Here is a 26,406-nt window from a genome sequence, read left to right as displayed (position 1 = left end):
AGGGTTAAGCGAGCAAGGCGGCGAAACGCTCGATGTCGACGTTGCCGCCGCTGATCAGCACACCTACGCGCCTGCCGCGCAACTGTTCCTTCATCTTGCGCGCTGCGGCGAAGCCCAGGCAGCCGGTCGGCTCGACCACGATCTTCATGCGCGCGGCGAAGAAGCGCATGGCGTCCACCAGTTCCGCATCGCTGGCGGTCAGGATGTCGTCCACTTCGCGCTGGATGATCGGGAAGGTGAGCGTCCCAAGGTGCTGGGTCTGGGCGCCGTCGGCGATGGTCTTCGGCGTATCGATATGCACGATCGCGCCGCTGCGGAACGATTGCTGGCCGTCGTTGCCGGCTTCCGGTTCCACGCCGTACAGCTTGCACTTCGGCGACAGCGCGCGCGCCGCCAGCGCGGAACCTGACAGCAGCCCGCCGCCGCCCAGGCAGACGAACAAGTAATCCAGTTCGCCCACTTCCTCGAACAGCTCCTTGGCTGCGGTGCCCTGGCCGGCAATCACGTCCGCATGGTCGTAAGGAGGGATCAGGGTCATGCCTTGTTCTTCAGCCAGCTTGCGGCCGATTGCCTCGCGGTCTTCCTTGTAGCGGTCAAACGTGACTACCTTGCCGCCGTAGCCGCGCGTGGCGGCGATCTTCGATGCCGGCGCGTCTTCCGGCATGATGATCGTGGCCGGTATGCCTAGCAGCTTTGCCGACAGCGCAATCGCTTGCGCGTGGTTGCCGGAGGAGAAAGCCACCACGCCGGCCTTGCGCTGCGCTTCGTTGAAACGCGACAGGGCGTTGAAGCCGCCGCGGAACTTGAAGGCGCCCATGCGCTGCATGTTCTCGGCCTTGAAGAAGATCTCCGCGCCCAGTTCCTCGTTGGCGGTGCGGGAGGTCAGCACTGGCGTGCGGTGGGCGTAGCCTTCAATGCGGCGGGCGGCAGCGACGATGTCTTCATAAGTGATGCTCATGGTTCTCCTTCCTTACCAGGGCCAGGGGATGTTCTGGCCGGTGTTGTTGGCGAGGGCGCGTTGGTACAGCATACGCACCGTGGTGAGGTCCTGCAGGGCAATGCCCGTCATATCAAAAATCGTGATGTCGCCGGCCGCGCGTGGCACTGCAGCCGGGGGCGCGGCAAGCAGCTCGTCAAGCTCTGCGGCGGGTAGTTCCTTGGCCCACTGCAGTTCGCCAATCTGCCGTGCCTGCGGCAGGTCGTCGGTCCATAGGCGGGCGCGTTCCAGCAGGCCGGCCGGCAGCTCGCGCTTGCCTTGCGTATCCGTGCCTACGGCATTGATGTGGGTTCCCGCGCGCACTGCACCGGCGCTGAACAGCATGTGGTGGCCCGGGGTCGCAGTGATGACCACATCGGATGCCGCGACTGCCGCATCAGCGGCTATCGTGCGCGCGCCGCCCGCCAGCGCTATGTCGCAGCGTCCGCAGAACAATGTTTCGAATGCAGGCGCCTGGCGGCCGTCCGAAGTCACATAGCGAATTCGCTTGAGGGAGGGCATGGCGTGCAGCGCATAGTCCACGTGGCCGCGTGCCTGCACGCCGGTGCCGAACACGCACAATTGTTCGCTATCGGCGCGTGCCAATAGTTGAAGACCGAGCGCGCCTGCAGCTGCGGTGCGCGCCGTGGTGACCGCGTTGCCGTCGGCGATGCACAGCGGGCGGCCGGTGCGCGGATCGATCAGCATGATGGTGGCCTGGTGCGCATCGCCGCCGGCTTCGCGATTGGCTGGCCAGAAACCCGCGGCCTTGAAACCAAGCAGTTCCTGCGACGGTACATCGCCCGACTTGATGCCGAAGACCGCGCTGCCGGGAAGCTCTTCGCGTACCAGCGGGAAGACACGTGCAGCCCGTGCGGCGTGCAGGGCAAAGGCTTCGCGCACGGCGGCGCGCACGTCCTCCGGCTGCAGCAGCGTGGCGACGGCCTCGCGATCCAGTATCAGCAGGCGGGCATCGTTATTTCGCATAGTTGTAGACCGTGGCGCGGGATACGCCCAGGTGGGCCGCGATGATTTCCATCGCGCGTCGCATCTCCAGCAAACCAGCGTCGCCCAGTTCGCGCAGCAGGGCGCGGCGGTCATCCGCCTTGAGCGCGCGTGGCGTGCTGGAGAGGCGTGCGGCGAATTGTTCGATATGGGCGCGGATGGCGTCGGCGCCTGCCGCCGGGGCGAGCGACTCGATCACTGCGGCGGCCGGATCGACATTGCCGAACTGGCCCAGCATCGCTTGCAGGCTGCGGAACAGGTTCAGGTCAACGTTCATGCAGAGCGCGGCGATGTATTGGCCTGCGCTGTCCTTGATGCCGATCGAGGTGCTTTTCGCCGGCCGGCCGTCGGGAAGGGTGTTCGGGTAATTGGCCAGCACTTGCGGGAAGGCCGGATCCGCAATCCGAGCCAACCCCAGTTCCGTTGCCGCTTCGCCGACCGCGCGGCCGGAGAGGTTGTTATGGATCGCCAGCACGGCATGTCCCGGATCCAGCAGGTCATGCAGCACGACTTCGGTAAAGGGCGCCAAGGTGCGGCCAAGCCCTTCGGCCACGTGCTTCATCTGGTCCAGCAGGTGCTGCTGCTCGGAAGTTCGTTTCGTCATCAAGACAGATTATCTCGTTTTAGATGAAATGTAAACTTGCTGATGAAAAAAAGCCCCGGACAATGCCGGGGCTCGGGAAGGACACCCGCTGAGAGGAAACCACGGATGCCGAGGAGACCTGCGTACAGCGTTGCTGCATGGCCGGCCAGAAGGGCCGGCCGGGTATTGATTACTGTTTCTTGGCGGCGGTGGTGGCGACCGTGGTGAACTGGTTCACAGCGGCATTCACATTCGCTTCAAAGGTTTCGGCAGCGGCCTTGGCGCTTTTGCTGAACTGCTCGTAACCGGCGTTGGCGTTGTTCAGGGCGGACTTGAACAGGGCCACGGCGCTTTCGCTGCCGGCTGGGGCATTCTTGCTCACTTCGTCAACCAGGGAGATCACCTTGCGGTTGGTCTCGGCGATCTGCGACTCGGCGGCCTTGCTGAATTCAGCGCCGGTGCCGGTAGCGATCGAAGCCAGGTGACGGCTGTAAGCGATGGCTTTTTCAGCCACTGGCTGGGCCTGGGCGGCGGACAGGGTGAAGAACTCTTGCGGGTCCTTGGCCGACAGCAGCTGACGGGTTGCGGCCGACGATTCTTCCAGCGATGCCTTGGCAGCGGTGATGTTCAGGTCTACGAACTTCTCAACGCCTTCGAAGGCTTTGTTGGTCAGCGAAGAAAACAGTGCGAATTGGCTTTCGAAGTTTGCCTTGGTGGCATTGGAAAACTGCTCAGGAATCGCAAACATTGGACTCTCCAAATAAGTGAATTAGTCGTTGAAACTTGATGTTTCTACAACGGGAAACAACGCATTGTGCAACGCAACAAAGGCAATTATCCGGTTTCAGGAATCAAAGTCAAGCAGTTTTTGTGCATTGCACAAAGTAACTAACTTATTGTTGGTAAAGGGTTTCTGGCTAGAAAAATCATAGGTATTGCTGCCGAGCAGGGTGTTGCCGCGCGGTGCTAGAATCGTTGAATGCGCTCCCTCTTTTCGCCTGTCCCGCTATTCTTCGTCTTCCTTTGGAGTACCGGCTTTATTGTGGCGCGCTATGGCTTGCCCTATGCGCCTCCGCTGACCTTCCTGCTGTTGCGTTTCCTGGGCGTGCTGGCGATCCTGGCGCCGCTCGTATGGCTATTGCGTGCTCCATGGCCGAAAGGGAAGGTGGCGCATGTAGCTCTTGCCGGCTTGCTGTTGCAGGCAGGCTATCTTAGTGGCGTCTGGTGCGCCATCAAATTGGGCATGCCGGCCGGCTTGTCGGCCTTGATCGTCGGCATGCAGCCTATCCTGACCGCCTTCGCTGCGCCCTTGATTGGGGAACGGGTACGTCCGCGCCAATGGCTTGGCCTGGCCTTTGGCTTGGGTGGTGTGGCACTGGTTGTTTATGCGAAGATCACGCTGATTGGCCTTGCTTGGCAGGCGATCGCGCTGGCGCTCTTCGCGCTGATATCCATTACGGCCGGCACCTTGTACCAGAAGCATTTCTGTCCGCAGTTCGACTTGCGTACCGGCACCGTGATCCAGTTCGGCGCCTCATTGGCGGCGGTGTTGCCGTTTGCCTGGCTGTGGGAAGACATGGGTTCGATCCAGTGGACGCCGCAATTCCTTGGCGCCTGGGCTTGGTCGGTGCTCGCACTGTCCATCGGTGCGATCTTCCTTCTGTTCGCTCTGATTCGTCGCAGCGATGCGACGCAGGTCACAAGCCTTCTTTATTTGACGCCGCCGACCACGGCAATCATGGCCTGGGCCATGTTCGGCGAAGTCCTGAACTGGATGGGCATTGCCGGTATGGCGCTGGCGGTGATTGGAGTAATATTTGTGGTTAAGCAACCCAAATAGGCGACAATCATGATCAGTTCCCCAGCCCAGCAGGCCGTCGACGCGGCCATCACTTCGCGCCGCTCGATTCGCGCCTTCCTGCCCACACCGGTACCGCGTGAAGATATCGCAGCGATTCTGGAAGTGGCGTCGCGCGCGCCTTCCGGCACCAACACGCAGCCCTGGAATGTCTACGTGCTGACTGGTGCCATGAAAGAAGTCTTGTCCGCCAAGATCCTGGCTGCCTATGCAGACCCGGAATTGAACAAGTTGCACAGCGAGGAATACGCTTACTACCCGCGCGAATGGGTGTCGCCCTATATTGACCGCCGCCGCAAAGTGGGCTGGGATTTGTACGCGCTGCTTGGCCTGACGCGGGAGAACAAGGCCGGCATGGCCGCCCAGCATGGCCGCAACTTTGAATTCTTCGATGCGCCGGTTGGCCTGATCTTCACCATCGACCGCATCATGGAGCAGGGCTCCTGGCTCGACTACGGAATGTTTTTGCAAAATATCATGGTGGCGGCACGCGGCCGTGGCCTCGATACCTGCCCGCAGGCGGCGTTCACCCAGTACCACCGCATTATCAGCGAGGTGCTGGGCCTGCCTGCCAGCGAAACTGTTGTATGCGGGATGTCGCTTGGTTTCGCGGATAGTGGCAAAATTGAAAACACGCTGGTAACGGAGCGCGAGCCGATTGCCAAATTTGTTAAATTTATGGAGTGAACAAGCTTCCGTTGCAGTCGCGCGTCACTCTGGAAAATGTGTATTGTGGGGCTGCAAACATTGGTGAAGAAAAGTTTGATTTAGCTTGCGCAGGAATCTGGTTTTGCTACACTGCAACTAGCGATTCTGCTGTTTCACACCGGGGAATGACGAATGAACAAACTTGCTATCAGCGTGCTTGTGTCCTTGCTTTGCGCATCGGCTTCAATGGGATCTGCACAAGCGGCCGTCAAGAAAGCTGGTACCCGCTATGCCGCCCCGGCTGCGAAATCCCAGATGGTCAAGCGCACGATCAGTGTGCGTGGCCGTCACAAGATCGTTTACCAGCGCGTGACCAAGGTGGCGGACTTCAATCGTCCGACCATGGGCGACCTGGCGGGCCTGAACCTGGTGCGCGATCCGCTGGACCTGAAATCCAATGTGGCCCTGGTGCTGGACCAGGCCAACTCCGAAGTCCTGTTCGAAAAGAACGCCGGCGTGGCTTTGCCGATCGCCTCGATCACCAAGATGATGACCGGCCTGGTGGTGGTGGAAGCCAACCAGGACCTGGATGAAGTGCTGACCGTGACCGACGAAGACGTCGACCGCGAGAAATTCAGTTCTTCGCGCCTGAAAGTAGGCGACCGCCTGAGCCGCCGCAATATGCTGCACATCGCCCTCATGAGCTCGGAAAACCGTGCCGCATCGGCGCTTGGCCGCAACTACCCGGGCGGCTTGCCGGCCTTCGTGCAGGCGATGAACGAAAAGGCCCAGTCGCTGGGCATGAACGACACCAACTATGTCGATTCCAGCGGCCTGTCCAAGATGAATGTGGCCAGCGCACGCGACCTGGCCAAGCTGGTGCAGGCTGCTTATGAGCACCCGATCCTGCGCGAATTCTCCACCGACCCGAAAGCCGTGGTGGAAAACAGCGGCCGCTCCGTCACCTTTGGCACGACCAACCGCCTGGTGGCGCCGAACTCCGGCTGGGAAATCGGCCTGCAGAAAACCGGCTTCATCAACGAAGCCGGCCGTTGCATGATCATGCAGGCCATGGTGGAAGGCCGCGCCGTCATCATGGTGCTGCTCGATGCCAAGGGCACCGCGGCACGCGTGGCCGACGCGACCCGCATGAAGAAGTGGTTGGCTGCGCTCAAGCCAACCTTCGGCGACAACGTCAGCGGCGCCAGCACCAGCGCCCAGTCTTACTCGGGGATGTAACCCAGGGTGGCGGAGATCTGGTTGGCAGTATTGACCAGGTCTTCCAGCCAATCATCCTGCAGCCGGTCCGCCGGCGCGGAAATCGACAAGCCTGCCACCAGTTTGCCGGAATCGTCACGAATGCCGGCCGCCATGCAGCGCACACCAAGTTCCAGTTCCTCGTTGTCACGCGCATAACCGCGCGCGCGCACCAAGCTCAGCTCGCGCTCCAGGCGCGCCAGGTCGGTAATCGAATTCTTGTTGTGGCCGGCCAGCCCGGTACGGGTGGCATAGGCGCGGATCGCCTTCGGTTCGTCGACGGACAGGAACAGCTTGCCGGTCGACGTCAGGTGCAGCGGGCCGCGGGCGCCGATGGCACGCACCACCTGCATGCCCGAACGCTCGGAGTAGGCACGATCAATGTAGACGATCTCATCGCCTTGGCGCACCGACAGGTTGATGGTCTGCTGCGTCTTCTTGTGCAAGGCGCGCATCGAATCGAGCGCTGCTTCGCGTACGGACAGGCGGCTCTTCACCACGTTTCCCAGTTCCAGCAGGCGCATGCCGAGCCGGTAAGTGCCAGGCTCGACGCGGTCGACAAAGCGGGTCACCACCAGGTCGTTCAGGATGCGGTGGGCGGTGGAAGGATGCAGGCCTGAAACTTTCGAAAGCTCCTTCAGGCTGACCGGATCCGGATATTTCGCCAGGGCGTCAAGCAGGGCCGTCATGCGGTCGATAACCTGGATCGTCGTTTTCGGCTCCTGCGGGGGCAGGGTTTCGCTTTTCATGATGTGGTTGGTGCAGTGCAGTATAGGCAGACTTATTTATACCATGATGTGAAAAAAATGGGAATTCTGTCGCTATAATCCGTGTCCATGGAACCTACTAGTGAATTTAAAAGCAAGAGCGGCCTGAAGCGTATTTTTTCAGCCTTTTTCTACTCCCTTGAAGGCCTGCAGACCGCCATCCGTTCCGAGCACGCCTTCCGCCAGGAGTTGGCGGTTTTCGTGGTGGGCACCATTGCCGCGCTGTTGCTGCCTGTCTCTGCCTTCCAGAAACTTGTGTTAATCGGCAGCATGGTCATCGTGCTGATCGTCGAGCTGGTCAATTCTGCGATTGAAGCCGTGGTGGACCGCGTCTCCCTGGAGCGCCACCCGCTGTCCAAGAACGCCAAGGATTTCGGCAGCGCGGCCGTGCTGCTGGCTTGCCTGCTGTCGGGCGCAAGCTGGGTGGTCGTGCTGGTCAATCGCTTCCTTTAAATTACTTTCCGGTATAACGAACGTCGAAAGTATTCGTTCGTATTTATATAAGAGGACGTTAATCTGGCATCTCCAAACATTAAGGGGAAGCCAGATGTTGTCCAAGAAACTGATTGCCGCGGCCTTGCTCGCCACCGCCGCCGTGGCGCAAGCAGCCGACGTGAGCTTGCTCAACGTCTCTTACGATCCAACCCGCGAGCTGTACCAGGATGTCAACGCCGCCTTCGCCAAGGAATGGAAGGCCAAGACCGGCGACAATGTGAAGATCAAGCAATCGCATGGCGGCTCGGGCAAGCAGGCGCGCGCCGTGATCGACGGCCTGGAAGCCGACGTGGTGACCCTGGGCCTGGCTTACGATATCGACGCGATCGCCGAGCGCGGCCTGGTGAACAAGGATTGGCAAAAGCGCCTGGCGCATAACGCCACGCCGTACAGCTCCACCATCGTGTTCCTGGTGCGCAAGGGCAATCCGAAAGGCATCAAGGACTGGAACGACCTGGCCAAGCCAGGCGTGGCGGTGATTACCCCTAACCCGAAAACTTCCGGCGGCGCACGCTGGAACCATCTGGCCGCGTACGGCTACGCCCTGCGCCAGCCAGGCGGCAGCGATGCCGCCGCGCGCGAATTCCTGAAGAAGCTGTACAAGAACGTGCCGGTGCTGGACTCCGGCGCACGTGGCGCCACCACGACCTTCGTGGAACGCGGCATCGGCGACGTGCTGATCGCCTGGGAAAACGAAGCCCTGCTGGCGATCAAGGAACTGGGCCCGGACAAGGTTGAAATCGTGGCGCCTTCCGTCTCGATCCTGGCCGAGCCTCCGGTGGCCGTGGTCGACAAAGTGGTCGACAAGCGCGGCACCCGCAAAGTGGCCGAGGCTTACCTGAACTTCCTGTACACCGACCAGGCGCAGGCCATCATTGCCAAGAACTACTACCGCCCGGGCATCGAGAAGGAAGCGAAGAAGTACGCCGCCCAATTCCCCAACGTGAAGCTGTTCAAGATCACCGACGTCGCCGGCGACTGGAGCACCGCGCAAAAAACGCACTTTGCCGACGGCGGCGTGTTCGACCAGATCTACCAGCCGGGTGCGAAAGTCGCCGGTCAATAATTCGAGAAATACACGCAACGGAGGGCCGCATGGCGATCCAACAACTGAACCAATTTCGCGTCCTGGTCGCGCCAGGCCTGCATAACAGCGGGCCCGATCATTGGCAGTCCCGCTGGCAGCGCCTGTACCCGCGCTTCGAACGGGTAGAGCAGAAGCGCTGGAGCGATCCGGTCCTGCTGCGCTGGGCCGATCGCCTGGATGAAGTACTGGATGAAGACCGCCGTCCGACCCTCATCGTTGCACACAGTTTCGGCTGCCTCACCACAGCATTAAGCCTGTCACGTTCAACCTCCCCCCACGTGGCGGGGGTATTGCTGGTGGGGCCTGCCGATCCCGATAAGTTCCAGGTCAGCACCTTGCTGCCGCACGGGGAACTGCCTTGCCCATCGATCATGGTGGCCAGCACCAACGACCCATGGATGACGGCGCAAAGCGCCGAAACCTGGGCCCAGCGCTGGGGCAGCGACTTCGTCAATGCGGGAGCGCTGGGACATATCAACGCTGAATCGGGACTGGGCGACTGGCGTTTTGGCCAGCGCCTGCTGCAGGTCCTGGCGCAGCGCGCATCACATTTAACATTGGAGAGAAAGAATGAGTTTACGCCTTGGCGATACCGCACCGGACTTCGAACAGGATTCCAGCATTGGCAGCATCAGGTTTCATGAGTGGGCGGGCGATTCCTGGGTCGTGCTGTTCTCGCACCCGGCGGACTTCACGCCGGTCTGCACCACGGAACTGGGCCTGACCGCCAAGCTGAAACCTGAATTCGACAGGCGCAACGTCAAGGCAATCGCCCTGTCGGTCGACCCCGCCGACCAGCACAGGGAATGGATCAAGGACATCGAAGAAACCCAGCAGACCGTAGTGGGCTTCCCGATCATCGCCGACGCCGACCGCAAGGTCGCTGAGCTGTACGACATGATCCATCCCAACCAGTCGGCCACGGCGACCGTGCGTTCGCTGTTCGTGATCGATCCGGCCAGGAAGCTGCGCCTGCAGATTACTTACCCGCTGAGCACTGGCCGCAACTTCGACGAAGTGCTGCGCGTGATCGACGCCCTGCAGCTGACGGACAAGCACACCGTCGCCACCCCAGGCAACTGGAAAGATGGCGATGACGTGATCATCCCGCTCACCGTGCAGGACCCGGAAGTGATCAAGCAGAAGTACCCGGCAGGCTTCATGGCCCCGCGTCCTTACCTGCGCATCACACCGCAACCGGACAAGTAACGGTTTTGGAAGGTCGCCGGTCAGGAAGGGGAGACGATCACCAGGTCCCCGGAACGACTAGTGCAGATGTTCTTGCAGGCGCCCTTCGGGGCGCTTTTTTTCTTTCAGCATGTCGCGCAGCGCGGCGATCTCGTTGCGCGCGGCGACGATGCACTGGGGATTGTTCTTGCCGCCGGGCGGGGCGAATTCGACAGCCGCCAGGATGGCTGCCTGGATCGTCGACAACTTGTCGAGGGCCGCCAGCGGCAGCCCCGCGTCTTCGAAGTCGGCCATCAGGTGCTTGGCGGTGCAGTAGACAGTGGCCTTTTCGAACTTGGTATAGGCCTGCAAGGCCATTTCGGTCAGGTCGCACAAACGGTCGGTCAGCAACAGAGCATCAGTCATCACACTTCCTCCCATGAATCGCTTGCAACCAATGTAGCACTTGGCTGGAGACAAGCCAATAGCTTTGGGTCTGTTCCATTCATGCAACGTTGACAGCTGATTCACTTGTCATAAATGAATTATTCCTTTGTGAGTTCAATTGTGCAGGTTAGTATTTTTTCGCGGCACCAAATAAAAATCGTTAGAGAGATCGGAATTCCTATGAAACGCACCCTTATTGCCAGTGCTGTTTTACTGGCCACATCGCAAGCTTACGCACAAACCGCCGCGCAACCCGCCGCCGAAGAACAGCAGACCGTGGTCGTGCTGGGCTCGCGCGCCACTGCCAAGACCGCACTGGATACGGCCGCGCCGGTTGGCCTGATCAACTCCAAGGATTTGCAGACGGCCGGCCCGCTGGAACTGGGCAAGCTGCTGCAAACCCTGGACCCCTCGTTCAACTTCTCCACTACCTTCATCAGCGACGGTACCGACATCATCCGCCCTGCGACCCTGCGTTCGCTCGGCCCTGACCAATTGCTGGTGCTGGTCAACGGCAAGCGCCGCCACCAGCAGGCGCTGGTCAATGTGCAGCAAACCATTGGCCGCGGTTCGGCCGGTACCGATATCAATGCGATTCCGCTGTCGGCCATCCACCACATCGAAGTGCTGCGCGATGGCGCGGCCGCCCAATACGGCTCGGACGCGATTGCCGGCGTGATCAACATCGTGCTGAAGTCGAGCGTGAACGAGACCGCCCTGAGCGGCCAGGTCGGCACCACCAAGGAAGGCGACGGCGACATGGTTTCCGGCAGCGTGAACCGCGGCTGGTCGCTGGGCGAGGACGGCGGCTATATCAACTTGTCGCTGGAAGGGCGTAAGCGCGACGAAACCAACCGTGCCGGTCCGGACTCGCTGCGCGTCGATCCGCCACGCGTGACCCAACGCATCGGCGACAGCGACGCCAAAGACGCCTACTTGTGGTGGAACGCGGCCTTGCCGGTCGACAAAGCGGGTGAGTTCTACAGCTTCGGCGGCGTGTCCAAGCGCAGGGGCGATTCGTCCGGCTTCTTCCGTTCCAAAGGCGACGGCCGCAATGTGCCGGCCGTGTATCCGGAAGGCTTCCTGCCGAATATCCGCACCACCGTGAAAGACGCTTCGTTTGCCTTCGGCTACCGGCGCGACCTGCCGAACGACTGGAAGGCCGACATCAGCATCAATCACGGCCGCAGCGAGCTCGATTTCCACGAGAAGCAGACCATCAACGTCTCCTACTGGTACGAGCCGAAACCGGGCGGCGGGATCTACGCCGAGTCGCCGTTCGAAGCCGATACCGGCAAGCTGAAATTCGACCAGACCACCTTCAACGCCGACGTGAAAGGCCCGGTCAAGTTCGGCAGCGAGGAAGTGTTCGTGGCCACCGGTTTCGAGTACCGCCGCGACAACTACCAGATCGTCGCTGGAGACCCGGTGTCCTACCAATATGGCCGCACCAACAACCCGGCCATTCCGATTACCAACCAGACCGGCGGCGTGGCGGCATCCGGCACCCAGGGCTTCCCGGGCTATACCCCGGCCACGGCGGTGGATGAAGGCCGCCACAATATCGCCCTGTTCCTGGACACGGAATACCATCCTGTCAAAGACTTGCTGCTGGCTGCCGCGGTTCGCTATGAAAAGTACTCCGACTTCGGCAACACCACCACCGGCAAGCTGAGCGCGCGCTGGGACCCGACCAAGCAATTCGGCCTGCGCGGCAGCGTGTCGTCCGGCTTCCGCGCACCGGGCGTGCAGCAGAAGTTCTACAGCTCGGTTTCCACCAACCTGAACCAGGCCGGCGAGCTGACCGAAACGTTGACGGCTCGTGAAGGCAGCGCTGTCACCACCGCGCTGGGCATCAAGCCGCTGAAGGAAGAAACCTCGCGCAATGCATCGGTGGGCATGGTGCTGCGTCCAGCGAAGAATATGTCGCTGACCGCCGACCTGTACCAGATCAAGATCAAGGACCGCATCGTGTTCTCCAGCGAAATCTCGCCGGAAGCCGGCGGTGGCCCGATCGCCGACGTGCTGAACCCGCTGAAGGTGGGCCAGGCGCAGTTCTTCACCAACGCGGTCGACACCAAGACCCGTGGCCTGGACATCGTTGCCGACCATACCACCAAGTTCACCTCGTCGACCCTGGTGCTGTCCGGCCAGTTGGGCTTCAACAAGACCGAGGTCACCAAGCGCCACTCGCCATCCAGCCTGCTGACCGGCGAACAGCTGTTCAACCAGGCCCAGGTCACCCTGATCGAACGCGGCCAGCCACGCAAGCACCACGTTGTTGCAGCTGACTACACCATCGGCCAGTGGAACGTGAATGCGCGCGCCAACTACTACGGTGAAGTACAGGGCGAAGGCTTCAGCCCGCTGCAGACCTGGGACGCGAAATGGATCGTGGATTCGAGCATTCGTTATAGCTTTAGCAAGAAGACCACCCTGGCATTCGGCGTCAACAACCTGTTCGACACCTACCCGTCCGAATGGACCAATGGCGGCGATTTCCCGAAACTGGGCTTCAAGTATTGCTGGGAAACCTGCCCATTTGGCGTGAATGGCCGTTCCATGTACCTGAAGTTCGATACCGCGTTCTAACGAGTTACTCCCGTTTTGAAAGCGCCCTGCGGGGCGCTTTTTTTATAAGCAAATAAGGAATTCATTGTTTGGAATTCATGCTCATCTGGATACCCTAGCGGATCTTGGAAGGATTTCGCATGGATTGGTCGTTCATCGTTTCTGGTTTTGTCGTAGGCGCGCTGGTCGGTCTGACCGGCGTGGGCGGCGGTTCGCTCATGACGCCCATCCTGACCTTGGTGTTCGGCGTTTCGCCCTCGGTGGCCGTGGGCACCGACCTGGCGTTTGCCTCGGTGACCAAGACTGCCGGCACGTTCACCCACCGCCTGCGCGGCACGGTGCGCTGGGACATCGTGCGCCTGCTGTGCTATGGCGCCTTGCCGGCGGCCTTGGTCGCGACCTTGGGCCTGAAGTATTTCGGTGCGCTGGACAAGCAAATTGGCCACCTGATCCGCATCTGCATCGCCGGTTCCGTCATGCTTACCGTGGTGGCCATCCTGTTCCGCGGCAAAATGCTGGCATGGATGCTGGCCCACCCTGAACGACAATTGCAGGGCAGGGCGTTGGCCACCACGACCGTGGTGGCCGGCGTCGTGCTCGGCACGCTGGTGACCATTTCCTCGATCGGGGCCGGCGCGGTAGGCGCTACGCTGCTGGTGCTGATGTACCCGCGCCTGACGGCGGCGGAGGTGGCCGGTACCGATATCGCCTATGCCGTGCCGCTGACCGCGATTGCCGCTGCCGGACATTGGTGGCTGGGCTCGATCGACTGGTCGCTCCTGTTGACCTTGCTGGTGGGGTCGGTGCCCGGCATTACCCTCGGCTCCTGGTTTGCGCGCTCCATGCCGGAGCGGCTCCTGCGCGGCGTATTGGCCACGGTGCTGGTCTCGGTAGCGGCCAAACTGGTGGCATGACTGCCGTTCTGGCATCTAAGCAAATGAAAAAAGCGTAGTTTGGTTTATAACGCATGAATGCGAACATGCGCTCCTATTAGTCGAAAATGTAATAAGGGAGCAAGCATGTCTGCAGTTGCTGCATCAGTGACCACCCCGGCGGCGGCGCCGGGAGGCGAGGTGAAGGCCCGCAAAGCGCCATACCGCGTGATGCCCGGCTTTAACCTGTCGCTTGGATTCACCATCCTGTACCTGACCCTGATCGTCCTGATTCCGCTGTCGGCGATCTTCCTCAAGACTTTCACCATGACCTGGGAAGGCTTCTGGAGCGCCGTCACCTCGGAGCGCGTGGTCGCCTCTTACAAATTGACCTTCGGCGCCTCATTCATTGGCGCCGCATTGAACGTCTTCTTCGGCGGCATCGTGGCCTGGGTGCTGGTGCGTTACAAATTCCCCGGCAAGCGCATTGTCGACGCACTGGTCGACCTGCCGTTCGCACTGCCGACCGCCGTTGCCGGCATCACCCTGACCGCCTTGTATTCGTCCAATGGCTGGTTCGGCCGCTTTATTGAAGGCGTGCTTGGCATCAAGGTCGCTTTCACCCCGCTGGGCGTGGTGGTGGCGCTGACCTTCATCGGCCTGCCTTTTGTGGTGCGTACCGTGCAGCCGGTGCTGGAAGACGCCGAGCGCGAACTGGAAGAAGCCGCTGCCAGCCTGGGCGCTTCGGCCTTCCAGACCTTCCGCCGCGTGGTATTCCCGACCATCTTGCCATCGCTGCTGACCGGCTTTGCGCTGGCCTTTGCCCGCGCCACCGGCGAATTCGGCTCGGTGATTTTCATCGCCGGCAATATGCCGCTGGTTTCCGAGATCACGCCGCTGTTCATCATCACCAAGCTGGAACAGTACGACTACGCCGGCGCTACCGCCATCGCGGTGGTCATGCTGGTGGCGTCCTTCCTGATGCTGCTGGCGATTAACCTGCTGCAGGCATGGTCGCGCGGGAGGAACGCCAAATGAGCGCAACCACCAATCCAAGCCGCCGCGGCGAACTGCCGCAACGCCATGACGCGCTGGAACCGCGCTGGGTGCGCTACACCCTGATCGCGGTGGCGCTGACTTTCCTGACCCTGTTCCTGTTCGTGCCGCTGGTCGCCGTGTTCGTCGAAGCGCTGAAGAAGGGCTGGGAGGTGTATGCCAACGCCATCCTGGAAGACGACTCGATTGCCGCCATCAAGCTCACGCTGCTGACCGCCGCCATCGCAGTGCCGTTCAACCTGGTGTTCGGCGTCGCCGCTTCCTGGGCCATCACCAAGTTCGAGTTCCGCGGCAAGAGCCTGTTGCTGACGCTGATCGACCTGCCGTTCTCGGTCTCGCCGGTGATCTCGGGCCTGATCTACGTGCTGCTGTTCGGTGCCCAGGGCTGGTTCGGCCCATGGCTGGCGGAGCACGACATCAGGATCCTGTTTGCCGTGCCGGGCATCGTGCTGGCCACCGTGTTCATTACTTTCCCGTTCGTGGCGCGTGAGCTGATCCCGCTGATGCAGGCGCAGGGCAGTGAGGAAGAGGAAGCGGCCGTGGTGCTGGGCGCGAACGGCTGGCAGACCTTCTTCCGCGTGACCCTGCCGAACATCAAGTGGGGCCTGCTGTACGGCGTGATCCTGTGCAACGCCCGCGCCATGGGCGAGTTCGGCGCGGTGTCGGTGGTGTCCGGCCATATCCGTGGCGAGACCAACACCATGCCGCTGCAGGTCGAGATCCTCTACAACGAATACAACTTTGCCGCCGCCTTTGCCGTGGCCTCGCTGCTGGCCCTGCTGGCGCTGGTGACCCTGGCAGTGAAAACCTTCATCGAATGGCGCCTGCACGAAAACTACGGCGACGACGCCAAGGAGCATTGATATGACGATCGCAGTCAAGAACATCAACAAGCGTTTCGGCGACTTCGTCGCCCTGGACAATGTATCGCTCGATTTCCCGCAAGGCGAGCTGACCGCGCTGCTGGGCCCATCGGGCTGCGGCAAGACCACGCTGCTGCGCTGCATCGCCGGCCTGGAACATCCCGATTCGGGCCAGGTGCTGCTGGACGGGCAGGATGCTTCGGACCGCCACGTGCGCGAGCGCCAGGTGGGTTTCGTATTCCAGCACTATGCGCTGTTCAAGCACATGACCGTGTTCGAGAACGTAGCCTTCGGCCTGCGCGTCAAGCCGCGCAAGGAGCGTCCGTCGGAAGACCAGATCCGCCGCAAGGTGAAGGAACTGCTGGAGCTGGTGCAATTGGACTGGCTGGCCGACCGCTATCCGCCCCAGCTCTCCGGCGGCCAGCGCCAGCGTATCGCCCTGGCGCGCGCCTTGGCCGTTGAACCACGCGTGCTGCTGCTGGACGAACCGTTCGGTGCGCTGGACGCCAAGGTGCGCAAGGAACTGCGCCGCTGGCTGCGCCGGCTGCACGACGAGCTGCACGTCACCTCGATTTTCGTGACCCATGACCAGGAAGAGGCGCTGGAAGTGGCCGACCGCGTGGTGCTGATGAACAAAGGCCATGTCGAGCAGCTGGGTTCTCCGGACGAGGTGTACAACCATCCTGCCTCGCCGTTCGTGTATGGCTTCCTCGGCAACGTCAACGTGTTCCATGGCCGCGTGCATGAAGGCGTGCTGGCCAGCGACGGCGTGGAGTTCGATGTGGCAGGGCATGGCAGCGGCAAGGGCACGGCCTACATCCGCCCGCACGACCTGGAAGTCGAGCGTTACGTACCGGGAGCGGAAGGCATCGTGGTCAAGCTGCGCCGCGCGCATGCGATCGGCCCGCTGGCCCAGCTCGACCTGGAACGCACCGACAACGCCCAGATTATCGAGGCCACCATGTCCAACGATCGCTACATCCAACTTAACCTGCAAGACGGCGAAACCCTGGTGGTGCGTCCCAAGCGCCTGCGCGTCTTCGTCGATGAAGGGGCACACGCATGAACTTCCAGCAATTGCGCTCCGTGCGCGAAGCGGCGCGCCGCAACTACAACCTGACCGAAGTGGCGAATGCGCTGTTCACCTCGCAGCCGGGGGTAAGCCGCCAGATCCGCGAACTGGAAGACGAACTGGGCGTCATCATCTTCGAACGCAACGGCAAGCGCCTGACCGGCCTGACCGAGCCTGGCAAGGGCATCCTGAAGATCGTCGACCGCTTGCTGGTGGAAGCGGAAAACCTGCAGCAGGCCAGCCTGGAGTTCACCGGCCAGAAAAGCGGCACGCTGACCATCGCCGCCACCCACACCCAGGCGCGCTATGCGCTGCCCAAAGCGGTGTCGCATTTCCGCAATGAGTTCCCGGACGTGCGCATCGCCCTGCAGCAAAGCGCGCCCGACCATATCGCTGAATGGGTGCTGTCGGGCAAGGCCGATATCGGCATCGCCACCGAAGGCCTGTCGCAATTCCCGGACCTGGTGTCTTTCCCTTGCTACCGCTGGAGCCACCTGGTGGTGGTGCCGGATGGCCATCCGCTGCTGACGCGTTCCCCGATCCGCCTGGAAGACCTGGCCGAATACCCGTTGATCACCTACGACGTCGGCTTTACCGGCCGCGGCCATATCGATGCCGCCTTCGACAAGGCCGGCGTGCGCCCCGACATCGTGCTCACCGCCATGGATTCGGACGTGATCAAGCAGTACGTGACGCTGGGCCTGGGCGTTGGCCTGGTGGCGTCGATGGCCTTCGACCACGGCCGCGACAAGGGCCTGCGCGCCATCGAAGCGTCCCACCTGTTTGCCGCGAACACAACCCGCCTGGCGCTGCGCAGGGGCGCTTACCTGCGTTCGTATGCGTATGAATTCATCGCGCAGTTCGCCCCGGACCTGAAGCGCAGCGACATCGACCTTGCCCTGCAAGGCGGCGAGGCCGCCTAGAACTCTTCCCAGCCGTCGTTGCCGGCGGCAGCGGCCGGCCGTTTCGTTACCGGGGCGGCCGGCTTGGCAGCGCTGCGTGGCTGAAGACGGGTGACGGAAGCCGGGCTACGCAGCGGCGCAGCAACTTGCGCACGCGGCTTGCCCGGCCCGGGCGCAGGAGCGTGCGCCGATGCGGCCAGGCGGAACACACTGACAGCCTGTGACAGCGATGCGGCCTGCTCTTGCAGCGAGCCTGCCGCCGCTGCAGCTTGTTCCACCAGGGCGGCGTTCTGCTGCGTGACGTTATCCATTTGCACCACGGCTTCATTGATTTGCTCGATGCCGGCGCTTTGTTCGCCGCTGGCCGCCGAGATTTCGCCAATGATGTCGGTCACCTGCTGCACGCTGTCGACGACTTCCTGCATGGTTGCGCCGGCCTGGTCGACCAGGCGGCTGCCTTCTTCCACTTGCGCCACCGAGTTGTCGATCAACTGCTTGATTTCCTTGGCAGCGCTGGCCGAGCGCTGCGCCAGGTTGCGCACTTCGGATGCCACCACGGCGAAGCCGCGCCCTTGTTCACCGGCGCGTGCGGCTTCCACCGCGGCATTCAAAGCCAGGATATTGGTCTGGAAAGCGATGCCGTCGATGACGGCGATGATTTCCACGATTTTGTAAGCCGACTCGTTGATCGCGCTCATCTTGTCGACTACCTGCGACACGACGGCGCCGCCGCGCCGCGCAACTTCCGACGCATTGCCCGCCAGCTGGTTGGCCTGCTTGGCATTGTCGGCATTCTGTCGGACGGTGGACGTCAGCTCCTCCATCGACGAAGCGGTTTCCTCCAGCGAGCTCGCTTGTTCCTCGGTGCGCGACGACAGGTCCAGGTTGCCGCTGGCGATTTCCGACGAAGCCGTGGCGATTGAATCGGTGGCGTGGCGTACATCGCCGACGATGCCGACCAGGCTGTTGTTCATTTCACGCAGCGCTGCCAGCAGCTTGCCGGTTTCGTCCTGCGATTGAACTTCGATCTGTTGCGTCAGGTCGCCCGCCGCGACGCCCTCGGCGATACGCACCGCACGGTTCAGCGGTTGCGTGATGCTGCGTACCAGCCACCAGCCGGCAACAACCGCCAGCGCCAGGCCGCCAAGCAGCAGGCCGATGACGGCCAGGCGGAATTTTGCATAGCTCGCCTGCGAACTCTCATATTCGTTCTTTCCGACATCCATCTGAAGCTGGATCAACTGATTCATGATTTCACGCATGGCCACGTAGCGCTCGTTCAGGCGGCCGTGCAGCAGGGTGCTGACTCTCTGGACATCGCCTGCGCGCGCTGCATCGAGCGCGGGATTCAAGCCGTCATCCAGGAATGCGGTGCGTGCGGCGGCGAACCGTTCCACCAGTACTTTTTCTTCATCGGTCAGGTAAGTCGCGGCATATTCTTTCCAGACCTTGGTGGCCTTGGCGCGGCCTTCTTCCACCGTCTTCACCATGTCGGGCAGCTTGGCCGGATCGTCGCTGACGGCCTTGGCGATGTTCAGCTGGTTGCGGTTGATGGTGCGGATGACGTCCTGCAGCTGGCCCAGTGCCACGAGGCGATCCTCGTACACGGTCTTCAGCGAGGCGTTGGAATTGGACAGGCTGGCAATGCCCGCTACACCGATCACCATCATCGTCAGTGAAAGGATCGCCAGGACTGCCACCAGGCGGGTTTTGATTGTTACGTTATTCAGCATGTACGGCTCCGGCCCGCGCGCGAGCGCAGGAAGTTTGATAGGGGGGAGTTTTCATGCCGCGAGGGTGGGGCGGCGGATCAGGGCAGGCTGGGACCGGCGAGGCGGACGCCCTGGAACCTCGATGCTAGCAACAAGGCTCCAGCGAAGCAAGTGGGATTTCGTGAGAATGTCGCTTATTGGTCCCTGATTGGCCCCGAATTGGCCCCGATTTGGCGCCTTACTGGCCGGGATTGGGCAGGCACGCATGGATCGCGTCGACGGCAGCCGCGACGTCCGATGACAAACGAACATCGAAGGCATCGATGTTTTCGCGCAACTGCGCCAGCGTGGTGGCGCCGATGATGGTGGAGGCGACGAACCAGCGCGAATAGCACCAGGCCAGCGCAAGCTGGGCCGGCGTCATGCCGTTCTCGCGCGCCAGTTTGGCGTACTGCGCCACCGCTTCGAGCACGCCAGGGCGCAGGTAGCGCGGGCTCCAGGTCGGCGGGAAGATCGTCAGGCGGCCATGTGCCTTAGGATCGTCGTGATACTTCGCCGTAAGCTGGCCGAATGCCAGCGGGCTATACGCCATCAGGCTTACTTGCTCGCGGAAGCAGGTCTCGTCCAGGAAGCTGGTTTCGAAATGGCGCGCCGCCAGGTTGTACAGATTCTGGATGGTGGCAATGCGCGGCAAGCCTTTCATCTCGGCCTGCTTGACGAATTCGGATACGCCCCAGCTGCTTTCGTTCGATACGCCGATGTGGCGGATCTTGCCTTCCTCGATCAACCGGCCCAGCACGGCCAGCGTTTCTTCGACGGCGATGGCATGACGTTCCTTTTCCGGATCGAACTGGCTGGCGCCGAAGATCGGCACGTTGCGGCTTGGCCAATGCAATTGGTACAGGTCGATGTAGTCCGTTTGCAGGCGCTGCAGGCTGGCTTCCACCGCGGCACGGATATTGGCCGCATTGTGGTTGCTTTTGCCTTTGCGGATCCAGTGCATGTACGGGTTGGGTCCCGCGACCTTGGTCGCCAGCACCACGTCGGCGCGGCGGCCGGATTTTTTCAGCCAGCTGCCGATAAAGCGCTCGGTATCACCCTGGGTCGCAGCGGACGGCATCACCGGATACAGCTCGGCGGTGTCGATGAAATTGATGCCGCGTTCCAGTGCGTAATCGAGCTGGGTGTGTGCATCCGCTTCGGTATTCTGCTGGCCGAAGGTCATCGTGCCGAGGCAGATCTTGCTGACCTTCAGGTCGCTGCGGCCGAGGGTGATTTTCTGCATGCTCAGCCCCGCAGCGCGTCGGCGCAATCGCGCACCAGCGCCGGGCCGGCGTAAATCAGGCCGGAGTAGAGCTGCACCAGTTGTGCGCCTGCTTCCAGCTTGGCTTTGGCACCCTTGCCCTGCATGATGCCGCCAACGCCGATGATTGGCAGCGCATCGCCCAGTTCCGCTTTCAGCAGGCGGATCACATTGTTGGACAGTTCAAACACCGGCGCGCCGGACAGGCCCCCGGCTTCCGCGCCGTGCTGCATGCCTTCCACCGCGGTGCGGCTCAGGGTGGTGTTGGTGGCGATCACGCCGTCGATCTTGTGGCGCAGCAGGGCGTCGGCGATGTTCTTCACCTGGTCGCCATCCATGTCCGGCGCGATCTTCAGCGTCATCGGCACGTAGCGCTTATGCTGGTCGGCCAGGCGCAGCTGCGCTTCCTTCAATTGCGACAGCAGGCCATCGAGCTCCGAAGCGCCCTGGAGCTGGCGCAGGTTCTTGGTGTTCGGCGAGGAGATGTTGACGGTCACGTAGCTGGCGTATGGGTAAACCTTGCCCAGGCAGTGCAGGTAATCGTCGACCGCGCGCTCGATCGGGGTGTCGGCGTTCTTGCCGATGTTCAGGCCCAGCACGCCTTCGCGGTTCTGGTAGAAACGCGAGGATTGCACGTTGGCCACGAAGGCGTCGACGCCGCCGTTGTTGAAGCCCATGCGGTTGATGATGCCGTGCGCCGCAGGAAGGCGGAACATGCGCGGCTTCGGGTTGCCCGGCTGGGCGCGCGGGGTCACGGTGCCCACTTCGATGGAGCCGAAGCCCAGGTCGGCCAGCGCATCGATGAAGGCGCCATCCTTGTCCAGTCCAGCGGCCAGGCCGACCGGATTGCGGAAGGTCAAGCCCATGACGGTGCGCGGGTCGTCTTTCGGGCGGCGCACCATGGCGCGCGTCAGGCCCAGTGCGGACAGGCGCTTCAGTGCCGGAAGGGTGAAATGGTGGGCGGATTCCGCGTCCATCGAGAACAGGATAGGGCGGGCGAGGGAGTACAGGAATTTATCGGACATGGTGGGCAGCTTTGGTGTATTTTTGTAGCATTTTACACTGCGCCCCCTGGAGGACCTTCCGTGATCAAGCCTGGACTTGCCTTGCTGGCCTGCCTTTCCTTCTCCGCCGTCGCCGCCGAAAACCAGCTTTCCGCCGCCATTGCGCGCGACTACAAAGCCAGCCTGGAATCGCTGTTCAACCACCTGCACGCCAATCCAGAGCTGTCTTATATGGAAGTGCAGACGGCGGCGCGCATGGCCAAGGAACTGCGTGCGGCGGGCTTTGAAGTTACGGAAGGCGTCGGCAAGACCGGCCTGGTGGCCGTACTGCGCAACGGCAAAGGCCCGATGGTGATGGTGCGCGCCGACATGGATGCGCTGCCGGTGGAGGAAAAGTCGGATGCGCCGAACGCCTCCAAGGTGAAGATGAAGGATGCGAGCGGCAGCCTGGTGCCGGTGATGCACGCCTGCGGCCACGACGTCCACATGACCAGCCTGGTCGGCACCGCCCACCAGATGGCAGCGCACAAGAGCGATTGGAATGGCACCCTGATGCTGGTTGGCCAGCCGGCCGAAGAGCGCACCGGCGGTGCGCTCGACATGATGGCCGACGGCATCTACAAGCGCTTCGGTAAGCCTGATTTCGCGCTGGCGCTGCACGTGGGCGCCGACATCGAAGCAGGCAAGATCGAGGCCAGCGAAGCGCCGTTCTCCGGTGCCGACCTGATGGAAATCGTCGTGCACGGCGTTGGCACCCACGGCGCCAGCCCGCACACCGGCAAGGACCCGGTTGTCATCGCGTCGCAGATCGTGCTGGCACTGCAAACCGTTGTCACCCGCGATATCGCCCCACGCGAAGCGGCCTTGATTACGGTGGGCTCCTTCCACGCCGGCACCAAGGGCAATGTGATCAGCGATACGGCGCGCCTTGAGCTGACGGTGCGCTCGGAAAGCGACGAGACGCGCGCCAGGCTGCTGGATGGGATCAAGCGCGTGGCCGAGAACACCGCGCGCGCTGCCGGCGTGTCCGAAGACAAGCTGCCGCAGATCCGCCACACCGACCGTCCGGTGCCGCCGACCCTGAACGACAAAGCCATGCTGCAGCGCCTGCGCACCGTATGGTCAAGCAAACTGGGTGAGGGCATTTTCGACAAGGGCTACCAGCGCGGCAGCATGGTGGGCGAAGACTATGCCCATTTCATCTACGGCCAGGGCATCCCGAGCCTGTATTTCATGGTGGGCGGCACGCCTGCCGCGCAGGTCGAGGCAGCGCGCGCCGGCAAAGCCGCGATCGCCTACAACCACAGCCCGCTGTTCCGCGCCGATGCGGAGAAGTCGATCCAGACCGGCGTGCTGGCGACTACGGTTGCGCTGCTGGACCTGATGAAGAAGTGAGAGGCCCCCATACGCCCTTGATGCGTGCCTGCAGGGGCTGGAACTTGATCTTGTAATTCATCTTCGGGCTGTCTTCGATCCAGTAGCCAAGGTAGACGAATTCCAGGCCCAGTTCGTGCGCCTGCGCGATTTGCCACATCACGTTATAGGTGCCGAAGGAGGCGCCCGGCACGTCCGGGTCGAAGAAGGTGTAGACCGAGGACAGGCCATCGGACAGCACGTCGATGATGGACACCATGCGCAGCGTGCCATCGGGCTCGCGGAACTCCACCAGGCGCGTATTGACCCGGCTTTGCAGCAGGAACTGCGCATACTGGTCGCGTGAATCCTGGTCCATGCCGCCGCCCGCGTGGCGGGTACTCTGGTAGCGCAGGTAAAGGTCGTAATGTTCGTCCGAGAACGACAGGCTGGCCACGCCTGCTTCCAGGTTGCCGTGACGCGCCCACGCCCGGCGTTGGCCGCGTGTCGGCGCGAACCCGGCGGCCACGACGCGCACCGGGATGCAGGCTTGGCATCCGTCGCAATATGGACGGTAAGTAAAGATGCCGCTGCGGCGGAAGCCGTTCTTCACCAGCTCCGAATACACATCGGCGTTGATCAGGTGCGACGGCGTCGCCACCTGCGAACGGGCCTGTCGTGCATCAAGATAGCTGCACGGATAAGGCGCCGTTGTATAAAACTGCAACGTTGCGAAGGGAAGGTCGTTAAGCTGCGTCATGAGTCATATCATAACGCGTCCGCGGCTTAGAACGGTGCGATAGGGCACCAATCGCGTATCTGTGGCATCACAATCGACTTTTGCAAGTGTGCTATGAAGTCCTTGCGTGGTATCGGGCGCGCACCGAGCGACGCCAGATGGCCGGTCTCCTGCTGGCAATCGATCAGCTGCACGCCATGCTGTCGTAAAAAATGCACGAGATAAGCCAGCGCCACCTTGGAACCATCGGTGACGCGCGCAAACATCGATTCGCCGTAGAACATGGTGCCGATCGAAACACCGTAGGCGCCGCCCACCAGCTCGCCGTCCAGCCATAGCTCGGCGGAATGGGCGAAGCCCTGCTCATGCAGCCCGCTGTAGCCGGCGATGATGTCTTCCGAAATCCAGGTGCCGGGACCGTCGCGCCGTGGTGCGGCGCAGGCGCGCATCACCTGTTCAAAGGCACTGTCGAAGCGCACTTCCCAACGCTGGCCGTCGCGCGCAATCTTCTTCAGCGTTTTGCGCAGGCTGTCGGAAATCTTGAAGTCGGCGGTGCGCAACACCATGCGCGGATCGGTGCTCCACCACAGGATCGGCTGGCCCTCCGAAAACCAGGGGAAGATGCCGCGCTGGTAAGCGGCCAGCAGGCGCTGCGGCGATAAGTCAGCGCCGGCAGCCAGCAAGCCCGGCGCGTCCGTGGTCAGGGCTTCGGAGACGTCGGGAAAGGGCGTGTTGACGTCAAGCCAGGGAATCATGTGTCGGACGGTTGGCGCATTGGCTGGGTAATGTCCTGCGTGTGGAAGCCATAGCTGCCGCCTTCGCGCAGTTTGGCGCGGTCGGCGAAGAAGTACTCCAGCGTGGTGCGGATAGTCGGAAAGGCCAGGTCATCCCAAGGGATGTCCGCTTCCGTGAACATTTGGACGTCCAGGCTTTCTTCGCCCGGTGCAAAGTCGAGGTCGCGCAGGGTGGCCAGATAAAACATATGCACCTGGTGCACGCGCGGCACGTTGAGCAGGGTATACAGCTTGCCAAGGTCGATATTGGCGCCGGCTTCCTCCTCGGTTTCTCGCTGGGCCGCTTCGGCCGTGGTTTCATTGTTTTCCATGAAACCGGCCGGCAGGGTCCAGAACCCGCGGCGCGGCTCGATCGCGCGCTTGCAGAGCAAAACCTGCAATTCGCCGTCGCGCTCCCAGACTGGGACCGTACCGATCACCATCTTGGGGTTTTGATAATGGATTGCGGAACAGTTGACGCAAACATAACGCGGCCGGTTGTCACCGGCCGGCACCATCAACTCCACAGGGTGGGCGCATTCTGAGCAAAATTTCATGGGGTTTACTTTACACCGAACCGCCCATTGCCGGGCTGCGGTGAAATATATTCGAGCTATCGTCAGAAGGAGTGGGATAAATATTGCCTAAATCGGCGCGCTGCCCTATAATACTCGCATCAGACGCGGGGTGGAGCAGTCTGGCAGCTCGTCGGGCTCATAACCCGAAGGTCACAGGTTCAAATCCTGTCCCCGCAACCAGAATTCCAAAAAAACCGTCATCAGCAGCTTGCGATGACGGTTTTTTTTCGCCTTGTTACGCTGCCGCGTGTGCCTGGCGCAGGAAGTTCAGCACATCATCGCTCATCATGCGGCCGGCATTCAGGGCCGGCTCATTCTCCAGCGCTTTGCGGAAGCGCTCCCGCACGTCCGGCGCGTTGCCGACCATATCGGTGAACAGTGCATACCAGCGTTGGGCCAGGACGCGTGCTTCCGGCGCCAAGGGCGAGGGATTGGCGGCCATTTGCTGGCGGATTTCCGTGATCAATCCCGGCCATTCGTGGGCGCGGGTGCGGAAGTGCTTGTGCATGGTCTCCATTTCTTCCGGCCGCATATATTTGGCATAGAGCGCCAGCTTGCCCTGGCCGCTGGCAGCCGCAATGTAGTTCCGCATCTCGAACGTCACGCCGCTTTGCTTGCGGTACTCCTCTTCGCGCGACCACATGTTGTCGAGCCGTTGCATGATGTCGAAACTGTGGCCGGCCTGGCGGCTGAAGGTTGCCATCCATTTCTCGGCCAGCGCTTGTACGGATGGGTCCGACGGAGGCACGCCTGCCGCCATGTTCTGCCCCACCGCTTCGATCAGTGCTGTCCATTCTTCGGGGGCAGCGGGATCGTTGTAGATCGGCAGTTGTGCCAGTTCTTCCTTGCTAAAGTATTTGTCGTACACGGTCATTTGCTCCAATGTGGTTAGCCAGGTAGCCAATTCCGGTTCCTCGCCTGCCAGCAGCTGCCCGCGCAGTGCGGCGAGCTGCTCGCGCAGCTTGGCCGCTTCGGCGATTTGCCGGTCGAGCGAGTCGATCTGGCGGGCAATCAGGTCGGGCAGGGAAGTGCCGGGCTTGGCCAGGAATTGACCGATATCGGCCAGCGCCATGCCGAAACGGCGCAGCGCCTGCACCTGGTGCAGGCGGGCCACGTCATCGCGGTTATACAGGCGGTAGCCGGCATCGGAACGTCCCGAAGGCTTGAGCAAGCCGATGCTGTCGTAATGGTGCAGGGTGCGCACGGTCAGGCCCGAACGGCGCGCCAGTTCACCTACTTTCAACATCATGCCGAGCTCCTTCTTTTCGTTACGTTGGCACCATGCTGGAGCCTGACGTAAGGTGAGGGTCAAGCGCCG

General features: G+C 61.9%; 27 protein-coding genes and 1 tRNA gene. 15 read left to right on the top strand and 13 right to left on the bottom strand.

From position 1 onward, the window contains the following. Nucleotides 1-4: 4 nt before the first annotated feature. From BM269_RS21385 to phaP, 4 genes are all read right to left on the bottom strand, one after another. On the bottom strand, nucleotides 5-958 hold the full coding sequence (locus tag BM269_RS21385) for a threo-3-hydroxy-L-aspartate ammonia-lyase (RefSeq protein ID WP_090441773.1): 954 nt from the start codon (nucleotides 956-958) through the stop codon (nucleotides 5-7). Between the two features lie 12 nt (nucleotides 959-970). Then, complete coding sequence (locus tag BM269_RS21380; protein ID WP_090441770.1) at nucleotides 971-1,963, bottom strand: ornithine cyclodeaminase family protein; 993 nt, start codon at nucleotides 1,961-1,963, stop codon at nucleotides 971-973. After that, nucleotides 1,953-2,585, bottom strand: a complete 633-nt coding sequence (locus BM269_RS21375) for a helix-turn-helix transcriptional regulator (RefSeq protein WP_090441973.1) — start codon at nucleotides 2,583-2,585, stop codon at nucleotides 1,953-1,955. Before BM269_RS21375 ends, BM269_RS21380 begins: the two co-directional genes overlap by 11 nt. A gap of 169 nt (nucleotides 2,586-2,754) precedes the next feature. Beyond that, complete coding sequence (phaP, locus tag BM269_RS21370; RefSeq protein ID WP_090441767.1) at nucleotides 2,755-3,312, bottom strand: TIGR01841 family phasin; 558 nt, start codon at nucleotides 3,310-3,312, stop codon at nucleotides 2,755-2,757. Between the two features lie 231 nt (nucleotides 3,313-3,543). Here phaP and BM269_RS21365 point away from each other — a divergent pair, with 231 nt between their 5' ends. From BM269_RS21365 to BM269_RS21355, 3 genes are all read left to right on the top strand, one after another. Continuing rightward, complete coding sequence (locus tag BM269_RS21365; RefSeq protein ID WP_090441764.1) at nucleotides 3,544-4,404, top strand: DMT family transporter; 861 nt, start codon at nucleotides 3,544-3,546, stop codon at nucleotides 4,402-4,404. Between the two features lie 9 nt (nucleotides 4,405-4,413). Continuing rightward, entirely contained in the window at nucleotides 4,414-5,109 is a 696-nt protein-coding gene (locus BM269_RS21360) for a nitroreductase (RefSeq protein ID WP_090441762.1), read from the top strand. A gap of 153 nt (nucleotides 5,110-5,262) precedes the next feature. Continuing rightward, the gene (locus BM269_RS21355; RefSeq protein ID WP_090441758.1) at nucleotides 5,263-6,309 is read left to right on the top strand and encodes a serine hydrolase; all 1,047 of its coding nucleotides are present in this window, start codon (nucleotides 5,263-5,265) and stop codon (nucleotides 6,307-6,309) included. On the opposite strand, the gene BM269_RS21350 is transcribed toward BM269_RS21355, so the two are convergent. After that, entirely contained in the window at nucleotides 6,294-7,076 is a 783-nt protein-coding gene (locus BM269_RS21350; RefSeq protein WP_090441755.1) for an IclR family transcriptional regulator, read from the bottom strand. The two genes, BM269_RS21355 and BM269_RS21350, sit on opposite strands and share 16 nt — an antisense overlap. An 87-nt stretch (nucleotides 7,077-7,163) precedes the next feature. On the opposite strand from BM269_RS21350, the gene BM269_RS21345 reads away from it, so the two are divergent. From BM269_RS21345 to BM269_RS21330, 4 genes are all read left to right on the top strand, one after another. Further along, on the top strand, nucleotides 7,164-7,547 hold the full coding sequence (locus tag BM269_RS21345; protein WP_090441752.1) for a diacylglycerol kinase: 384 nt from the start codon (nucleotides 7,164-7,166) through the stop codon (nucleotides 7,545-7,547). A 94-nt stretch (nucleotides 7,548-7,641) separates the two neighbouring features. After that, complete coding sequence (locus BM269_RS21340; RefSeq protein WP_090441749.1) at nucleotides 7,642-8,655, top strand: sulfate ABC transporter substrate-binding protein; 1,014 nt, start codon at nucleotides 7,642-7,644, stop codon at nucleotides 8,653-8,655. Nucleotides 8,656-8,684: 29 nt separating this feature from the next. After that, nucleotides 8,685-9,320 carry an RBBP9/YdeN family alpha/beta hydrolase gene (locus tag BM269_RS21335; protein WP_090441746.1) on the top strand — a complete coding sequence of 212 codons (636 nt, stop codon included), beginning with the start codon at nucleotides 8,685-8,687 and terminating at the stop codon, nucleotides 9,318-9,320. Beyond that, nucleotides 9,247-9,885, top strand: a complete 639-nt coding sequence (locus BM269_RS21330; RefSeq protein ID WP_090441743.1) for a peroxiredoxin — start codon at nucleotides 9,247-9,249, stop codon at nucleotides 9,883-9,885. The genes BM269_RS21335 and BM269_RS21330 overlap by 74 nt, the downstream gene beginning before the upstream one ends. A gap of 57 nt (nucleotides 9,886-9,942) precedes the next feature. Here the strand turns inward: BM269_RS21330 and BM269_RS21325 are convergent, their stop codons facing one another. Next, nucleotides 9,943-10,269 (bottom strand): hypothetical protein, encoded by a 327-nt coding sequence (locus tag BM269_RS21325; protein ID WP_090441740.1) that lies wholly within the window; start codon nucleotides 10,267-10,269, stop codon nucleotides 9,943-9,945. 201 nt (nucleotides 10,270-10,470) lie between these two features. Between BM269_RS21325 and BM269_RS21320 the strand changes: the two genes are divergently transcribed. The 6 genes from BM269_RS21320 (at nucleotide 10,471) to BM269_RS21295 (ending at nucleotide 17,647) form a co-directional block, all read left to right on the top strand. Continuing rightward, the gene (locus BM269_RS21320) at nucleotides 10,471-12,882 is read left to right on the top strand and encodes a TonB-dependent receptor plug domain-containing protein (RefSeq protein WP_090441737.1); all 2,412 of its coding nucleotides are present in this window, start codon (nucleotides 10,471-10,473) and stop codon (nucleotides 12,880-12,882) included. 119 nt (nucleotides 12,883-13,001) lie between these two features. Beyond that, entirely contained in the window at nucleotides 13,002-13,775 is a 774-nt protein-coding gene (locus tag BM269_RS21315; protein ID WP_090441734.1) for a sulfite exporter TauE/SafE family protein, read from the top strand. A 105-nt stretch (nucleotides 13,776-13,880) separates the two neighbouring features. Then, the gene (gene cysT, locus BM269_RS21310) at nucleotides 13,881-14,771 is read left to right on the top strand and encodes a sulfate ABC transporter permease subunit CysT (RefSeq protein ID WP_090441730.1); all 891 of its coding nucleotides are present in this window, start codon (nucleotides 13,881-13,883) and stop codon (nucleotides 14,769-14,771) included. Then, the gene (cysW, locus tag BM269_RS21305) at nucleotides 14,768-15,652 is read left to right on the top strand and encodes a sulfate ABC transporter permease subunit CysW (protein ID WP_090441727.1); all 885 of its coding nucleotides are present in this window, start codon (nucleotides 14,768-14,770) and stop codon (nucleotides 15,650-15,652) included. The genes cysT and cysW overlap by 4 nt, the downstream gene beginning before the upstream one ends. 1 nt (nucleotide 15,653) lies before the next feature. Next, on the top strand, nucleotides 15,654-16,718 hold the full coding sequence (locus BM269_RS21300; RefSeq protein ID WP_090441725.1) for a sulfate/molybdate ABC transporter ATP-binding protein: 1,065 nt from the start codon (nucleotides 15,654-15,656) through the stop codon (nucleotides 16,716-16,718). Next, entirely contained in the window at nucleotides 16,715-17,647 is a 933-nt protein-coding gene (locus tag BM269_RS21295; RefSeq protein WP_090441721.1) for a CysB family HTH-type transcriptional regulator, read from the top strand. Before BM269_RS21300 ends, BM269_RS21295 begins: the two co-directional genes overlap by 4 nt. On the opposite strand, the gene BM269_RS21290 is transcribed toward BM269_RS21295, so the two are convergent. The 3 genes from BM269_RS21290 to BM269_RS21280 form a co-directional block, all read right to left on the bottom strand. Further along, the gene (locus tag BM269_RS21290; protein ID WP_090441717.1) at nucleotides 17,644-19,359 is read right to left on the bottom strand and encodes a methyl-accepting chemotaxis protein; all 1,716 of its coding nucleotides are present in this window, start codon (nucleotides 19,357-19,359) and stop codon (nucleotides 17,644-17,646) included. The genes BM269_RS21295 and BM269_RS21290 overlap by 4 nt on opposite strands. A 217-nt stretch (nucleotides 19,360-19,576) precedes the next feature. Next, nucleotides 19,577-20,623: an aldo/keto reductase gene (locus BM269_RS21285; protein WP_090441714.1), complete on the bottom strand. Its 1,047-nt coding sequence runs from the start codon at nucleotides 20,621-20,623 to the stop codon at nucleotides 19,577-19,579. 2 nt (nucleotides 20,624-20,625) lie between these two features. After that, complete coding sequence (locus tag BM269_RS21280) at nucleotides 20,626-21,666, bottom strand: quinone-dependent dihydroorotate dehydrogenase (protein ID WP_090441710.1); 1,041 nt, start codon at nucleotides 21,664-21,666, stop codon at nucleotides 20,626-20,628. A 60-nt stretch (nucleotides 21,667-21,726) separates the two neighbouring features. Between BM269_RS21280 and BM269_RS21275 the strand changes: the two genes are divergently transcribed. Then, a complete protein-coding gene (locus BM269_RS21275) occupies nucleotides 21,727-23,040 on the top strand; it encodes an amidohydrolase (protein ID WP_229204731.1) in 1,314 nt (437 codons plus the stop codon). Here the strand turns inward: BM269_RS21275 and BM269_RS21270 are convergent. From BM269_RS21270 to BM269_RS21260, 3 genes are read right to left on the bottom strand one after another with little or no spacing between them, the layout of a single operon-like run. Next, nucleotides 23,006-23,758, bottom strand: a complete 753-nt coding sequence (locus tag BM269_RS21270; RefSeq protein WP_090441704.1) for an arginyltransferase — start codon at nucleotides 23,756-23,758, stop codon at nucleotides 23,006-23,008. The two genes, BM269_RS21275 and BM269_RS21270, sit on opposite strands and share 35 nt — an antisense overlap. Nucleotides 23,759-23,784: 26 nt before the next feature. Further along, complete coding sequence (gene aat / locus BM269_RS21265; RefSeq protein ID WP_090441701.1) at nucleotides 23,785-24,492, bottom strand: leucyl/phenylalanyl-tRNA--protein transferase; 708 nt, start codon at nucleotides 24,490-24,492, stop codon at nucleotides 23,785-23,787. Beyond that, a complete protein-coding gene (locus tag BM269_RS21260) occupies nucleotides 24,489-25,067 on the bottom strand; it encodes an NUDIX hydrolase (RefSeq protein WP_090441698.1) in 579 nt (192 codons plus the stop codon). Before BM269_RS21260 ends, aat begins: the two co-directional genes overlap by 4 nt. 124 nt (nucleotides 25,068-25,191) lie before the next feature. Between BM269_RS21260 and BM269_RS21255 the strand changes: the two genes are divergently transcribed. Continuing rightward, nucleotides 25,192-25,268, top strand: a tRNA-Met gene (locus tag BM269_RS21255). Nucleotides 25,269-25,323: 55 nt separating this feature from the next. Here the strand turns inward: BM269_RS21255 and BM269_RS21250 are convergent. Beyond that, a complete protein-coding gene (locus BM269_RS21250; RefSeq protein WP_090441695.1) occupies nucleotides 25,324-26,337 on the bottom strand; it encodes a MerR family transcriptional regulator in 1,014 nt (337 codons plus the stop codon). Nucleotides 26,338-26,406: the final 69 nt, after the last annotated feature.

Origin of the sequence: Duganella sp. CF458 (assembly GCF_900113115.1) — a bacterium.
Classification (GTDB): Bacteria; Pseudomonadota; Gammaproteobacteria; order Burkholderiales; family Burkholderiaceae_D; genus Rugamonas.
Note: the sequence above shows the minus strand (reverse complement) of the source record. Positions and strands in the feature narration are given on the sequence as shown.

Bases quoted from the DNA above. Each gene is read 5' to 3' on its own strand.
- phaP (WP_090441767.1), bottom strand. From the start codon at position 3,312: ATGTTTGCGATTCCTGAGCAGTTTTCCAATGCCACCAAGGCAAACTTC.
- BM269_RS21380 (WP_090441770.1), bottom strand. From the start codon at position 1,963: ATGCGAAATAACGATGCCCGCCTGCTGATACTGGATCGCGAGGCCGTC.
- BM269_RS21335 (WP_090441746.1), top strand. From the start codon at position 8,685: ATGGCGATCCAACAACTGAACCAATTTCGCGTCCTGGTCGCGCCAGGC.
- BM269_RS21250 (WP_090441695.1), bottom strand. From the start codon at position 26,337: ATGATGTTGAAAGTAGGTGAACTGGCGCGCCGTTCGGGCCTGACCGTG.
- BM269_RS21375 (WP_090441973.1), bottom strand. From the start codon at position 2,585: ATGACGAAACGAACTTCCGAGCAGCAGCACCTGCTGGACCAGATGAAG.
- BM269_RS21260 (WP_090441698.1), bottom strand. From the start codon at position 25,067: ATGAAATTTTGCTCAGAATGCGCCCACCCTGTGGAGTTGATGGTGCCG.
- BM269_RS21300 (WP_090441725.1), top strand. From the start codon at position 15,654: ATGACGATCGCAGTCAAGAACATCAACAAGCGTTTCGGCGACTTCGTC.
- aat (WP_090441701.1), bottom strand. From the start codon at position 24,492: ATGATTCCCTGGCTTGACGTCAACACGCCCTTTCCCGACGTCTCCGAA.
- BM269_RS21290 (WP_090441717.1), bottom strand. From the start codon at position 19,359: ATGCTGAATAACGTAACAATCAAAACCCGCCTGGTGGCAGTCCTGGCG.
- BM269_RS21320 (WP_090441737.1), top strand. From the start codon at position 10,471: ATGAAACGCACCCTTATTGCCAGTGCTGTTTTACTGGCCACATCGCAA.
- BM269_RS21325 (WP_090441740.1), bottom strand. From the start codon at position 10,269: ATGACTGATGCTCTGTTGCTGACCGACCGTTTGTGCGACCTGACCGAA.
- BM269_RS21350 (WP_090441755.1), bottom strand. From the start codon at position 7,076: ATGAAAAGCGAAACCCTGCCCCCGCAGGAGCCGAAAACGACGATCCAG.
- BM269_RS21270 (WP_090441704.1), bottom strand. From the start codon at position 23,758: ATGACGCAGCTTAACGACCTTCCCTTCGCAACGTTGCAGTTTTATACA.
- BM269_RS21345 (WP_090441752.1), top strand. From the start codon at position 7,164: ATGGAACCTACTAGTGAATTTAAAAGCAAGAGCGGCCTGAAGCGTATT.
- BM269_RS21355 (WP_090441758.1), top strand. From the start codon at position 5,263: ATGAACAAACTTGCTATCAGCGTGCTTGTGTCCTTGCTTTGCGCATCG.
- cysT (WP_090441730.1), top strand. From the start codon at position 13,881: ATGTCTGCAGTTGCTGCATCAGTGACCACCCCGGCGGCGGCGCCGGGA.
- cysW (WP_090441727.1), top strand. From the start codon at position 14,768: ATGAGCGCAACCACCAATCCAAGCCGCCGCGGCGAACTGCCGCAACGC.
- BM269_RS21280 (WP_090441710.1), bottom strand. From the start codon at position 21,666: ATGTCCGATAAATTCCTGTACTCCCTCGCCCGCCCTATCCTGTTCTCG.
- BM269_RS21330 (WP_090441743.1), top strand. From the start codon at position 9,247: ATGAGTTTACGCCTTGGCGATACCGCACCGGACTTCGAACAGGATTCC.
- BM269_RS21360 (WP_090441762.1), top strand. From the start codon at position 4,414: ATGATCAGTTCCCCAGCCCAGCAGGCCGTCGACGCGGCCATCACTTCG.
- BM269_RS21340 (WP_090441749.1), top strand. From the start codon at position 7,642: ATGTTGTCCAAGAAACTGATTGCCGCGGCCTTGCTCGCCACCGCCGCC.
- BM269_RS21315 (WP_090441734.1), top strand. From the start codon at position 13,002: ATGGATTGGTCGTTCATCGTTTCTGGTTTTGTCGTAGGCGCGCTGGTC.
- BM269_RS21285 (WP_090441714.1), bottom strand. From the start codon at position 20,623: ATGCAGAAAATCACCCTCGGCCGCAGCGACCTGAAGGTCAGCAAGATC.
- BM269_RS21365 (WP_090441764.1), top strand. From the start codon at position 3,544: ATGCGCTCCCTCTTTTCGCCTGTCCCGCTATTCTTCGTCTTCCTTTGG.
- BM269_RS21385 (WP_090441773.1), bottom strand. From the start codon at position 958: ATGAGCATCACTTATGAAGACATCGTCGCTGCCGCCCGCCGCATTGAA.
- BM269_RS21295 (WP_090441721.1), top strand. From the start codon at position 16,715: ATGAACTTCCAGCAATTGCGCTCCGTGCGCGAAGCGGCGCGCCGCAAC.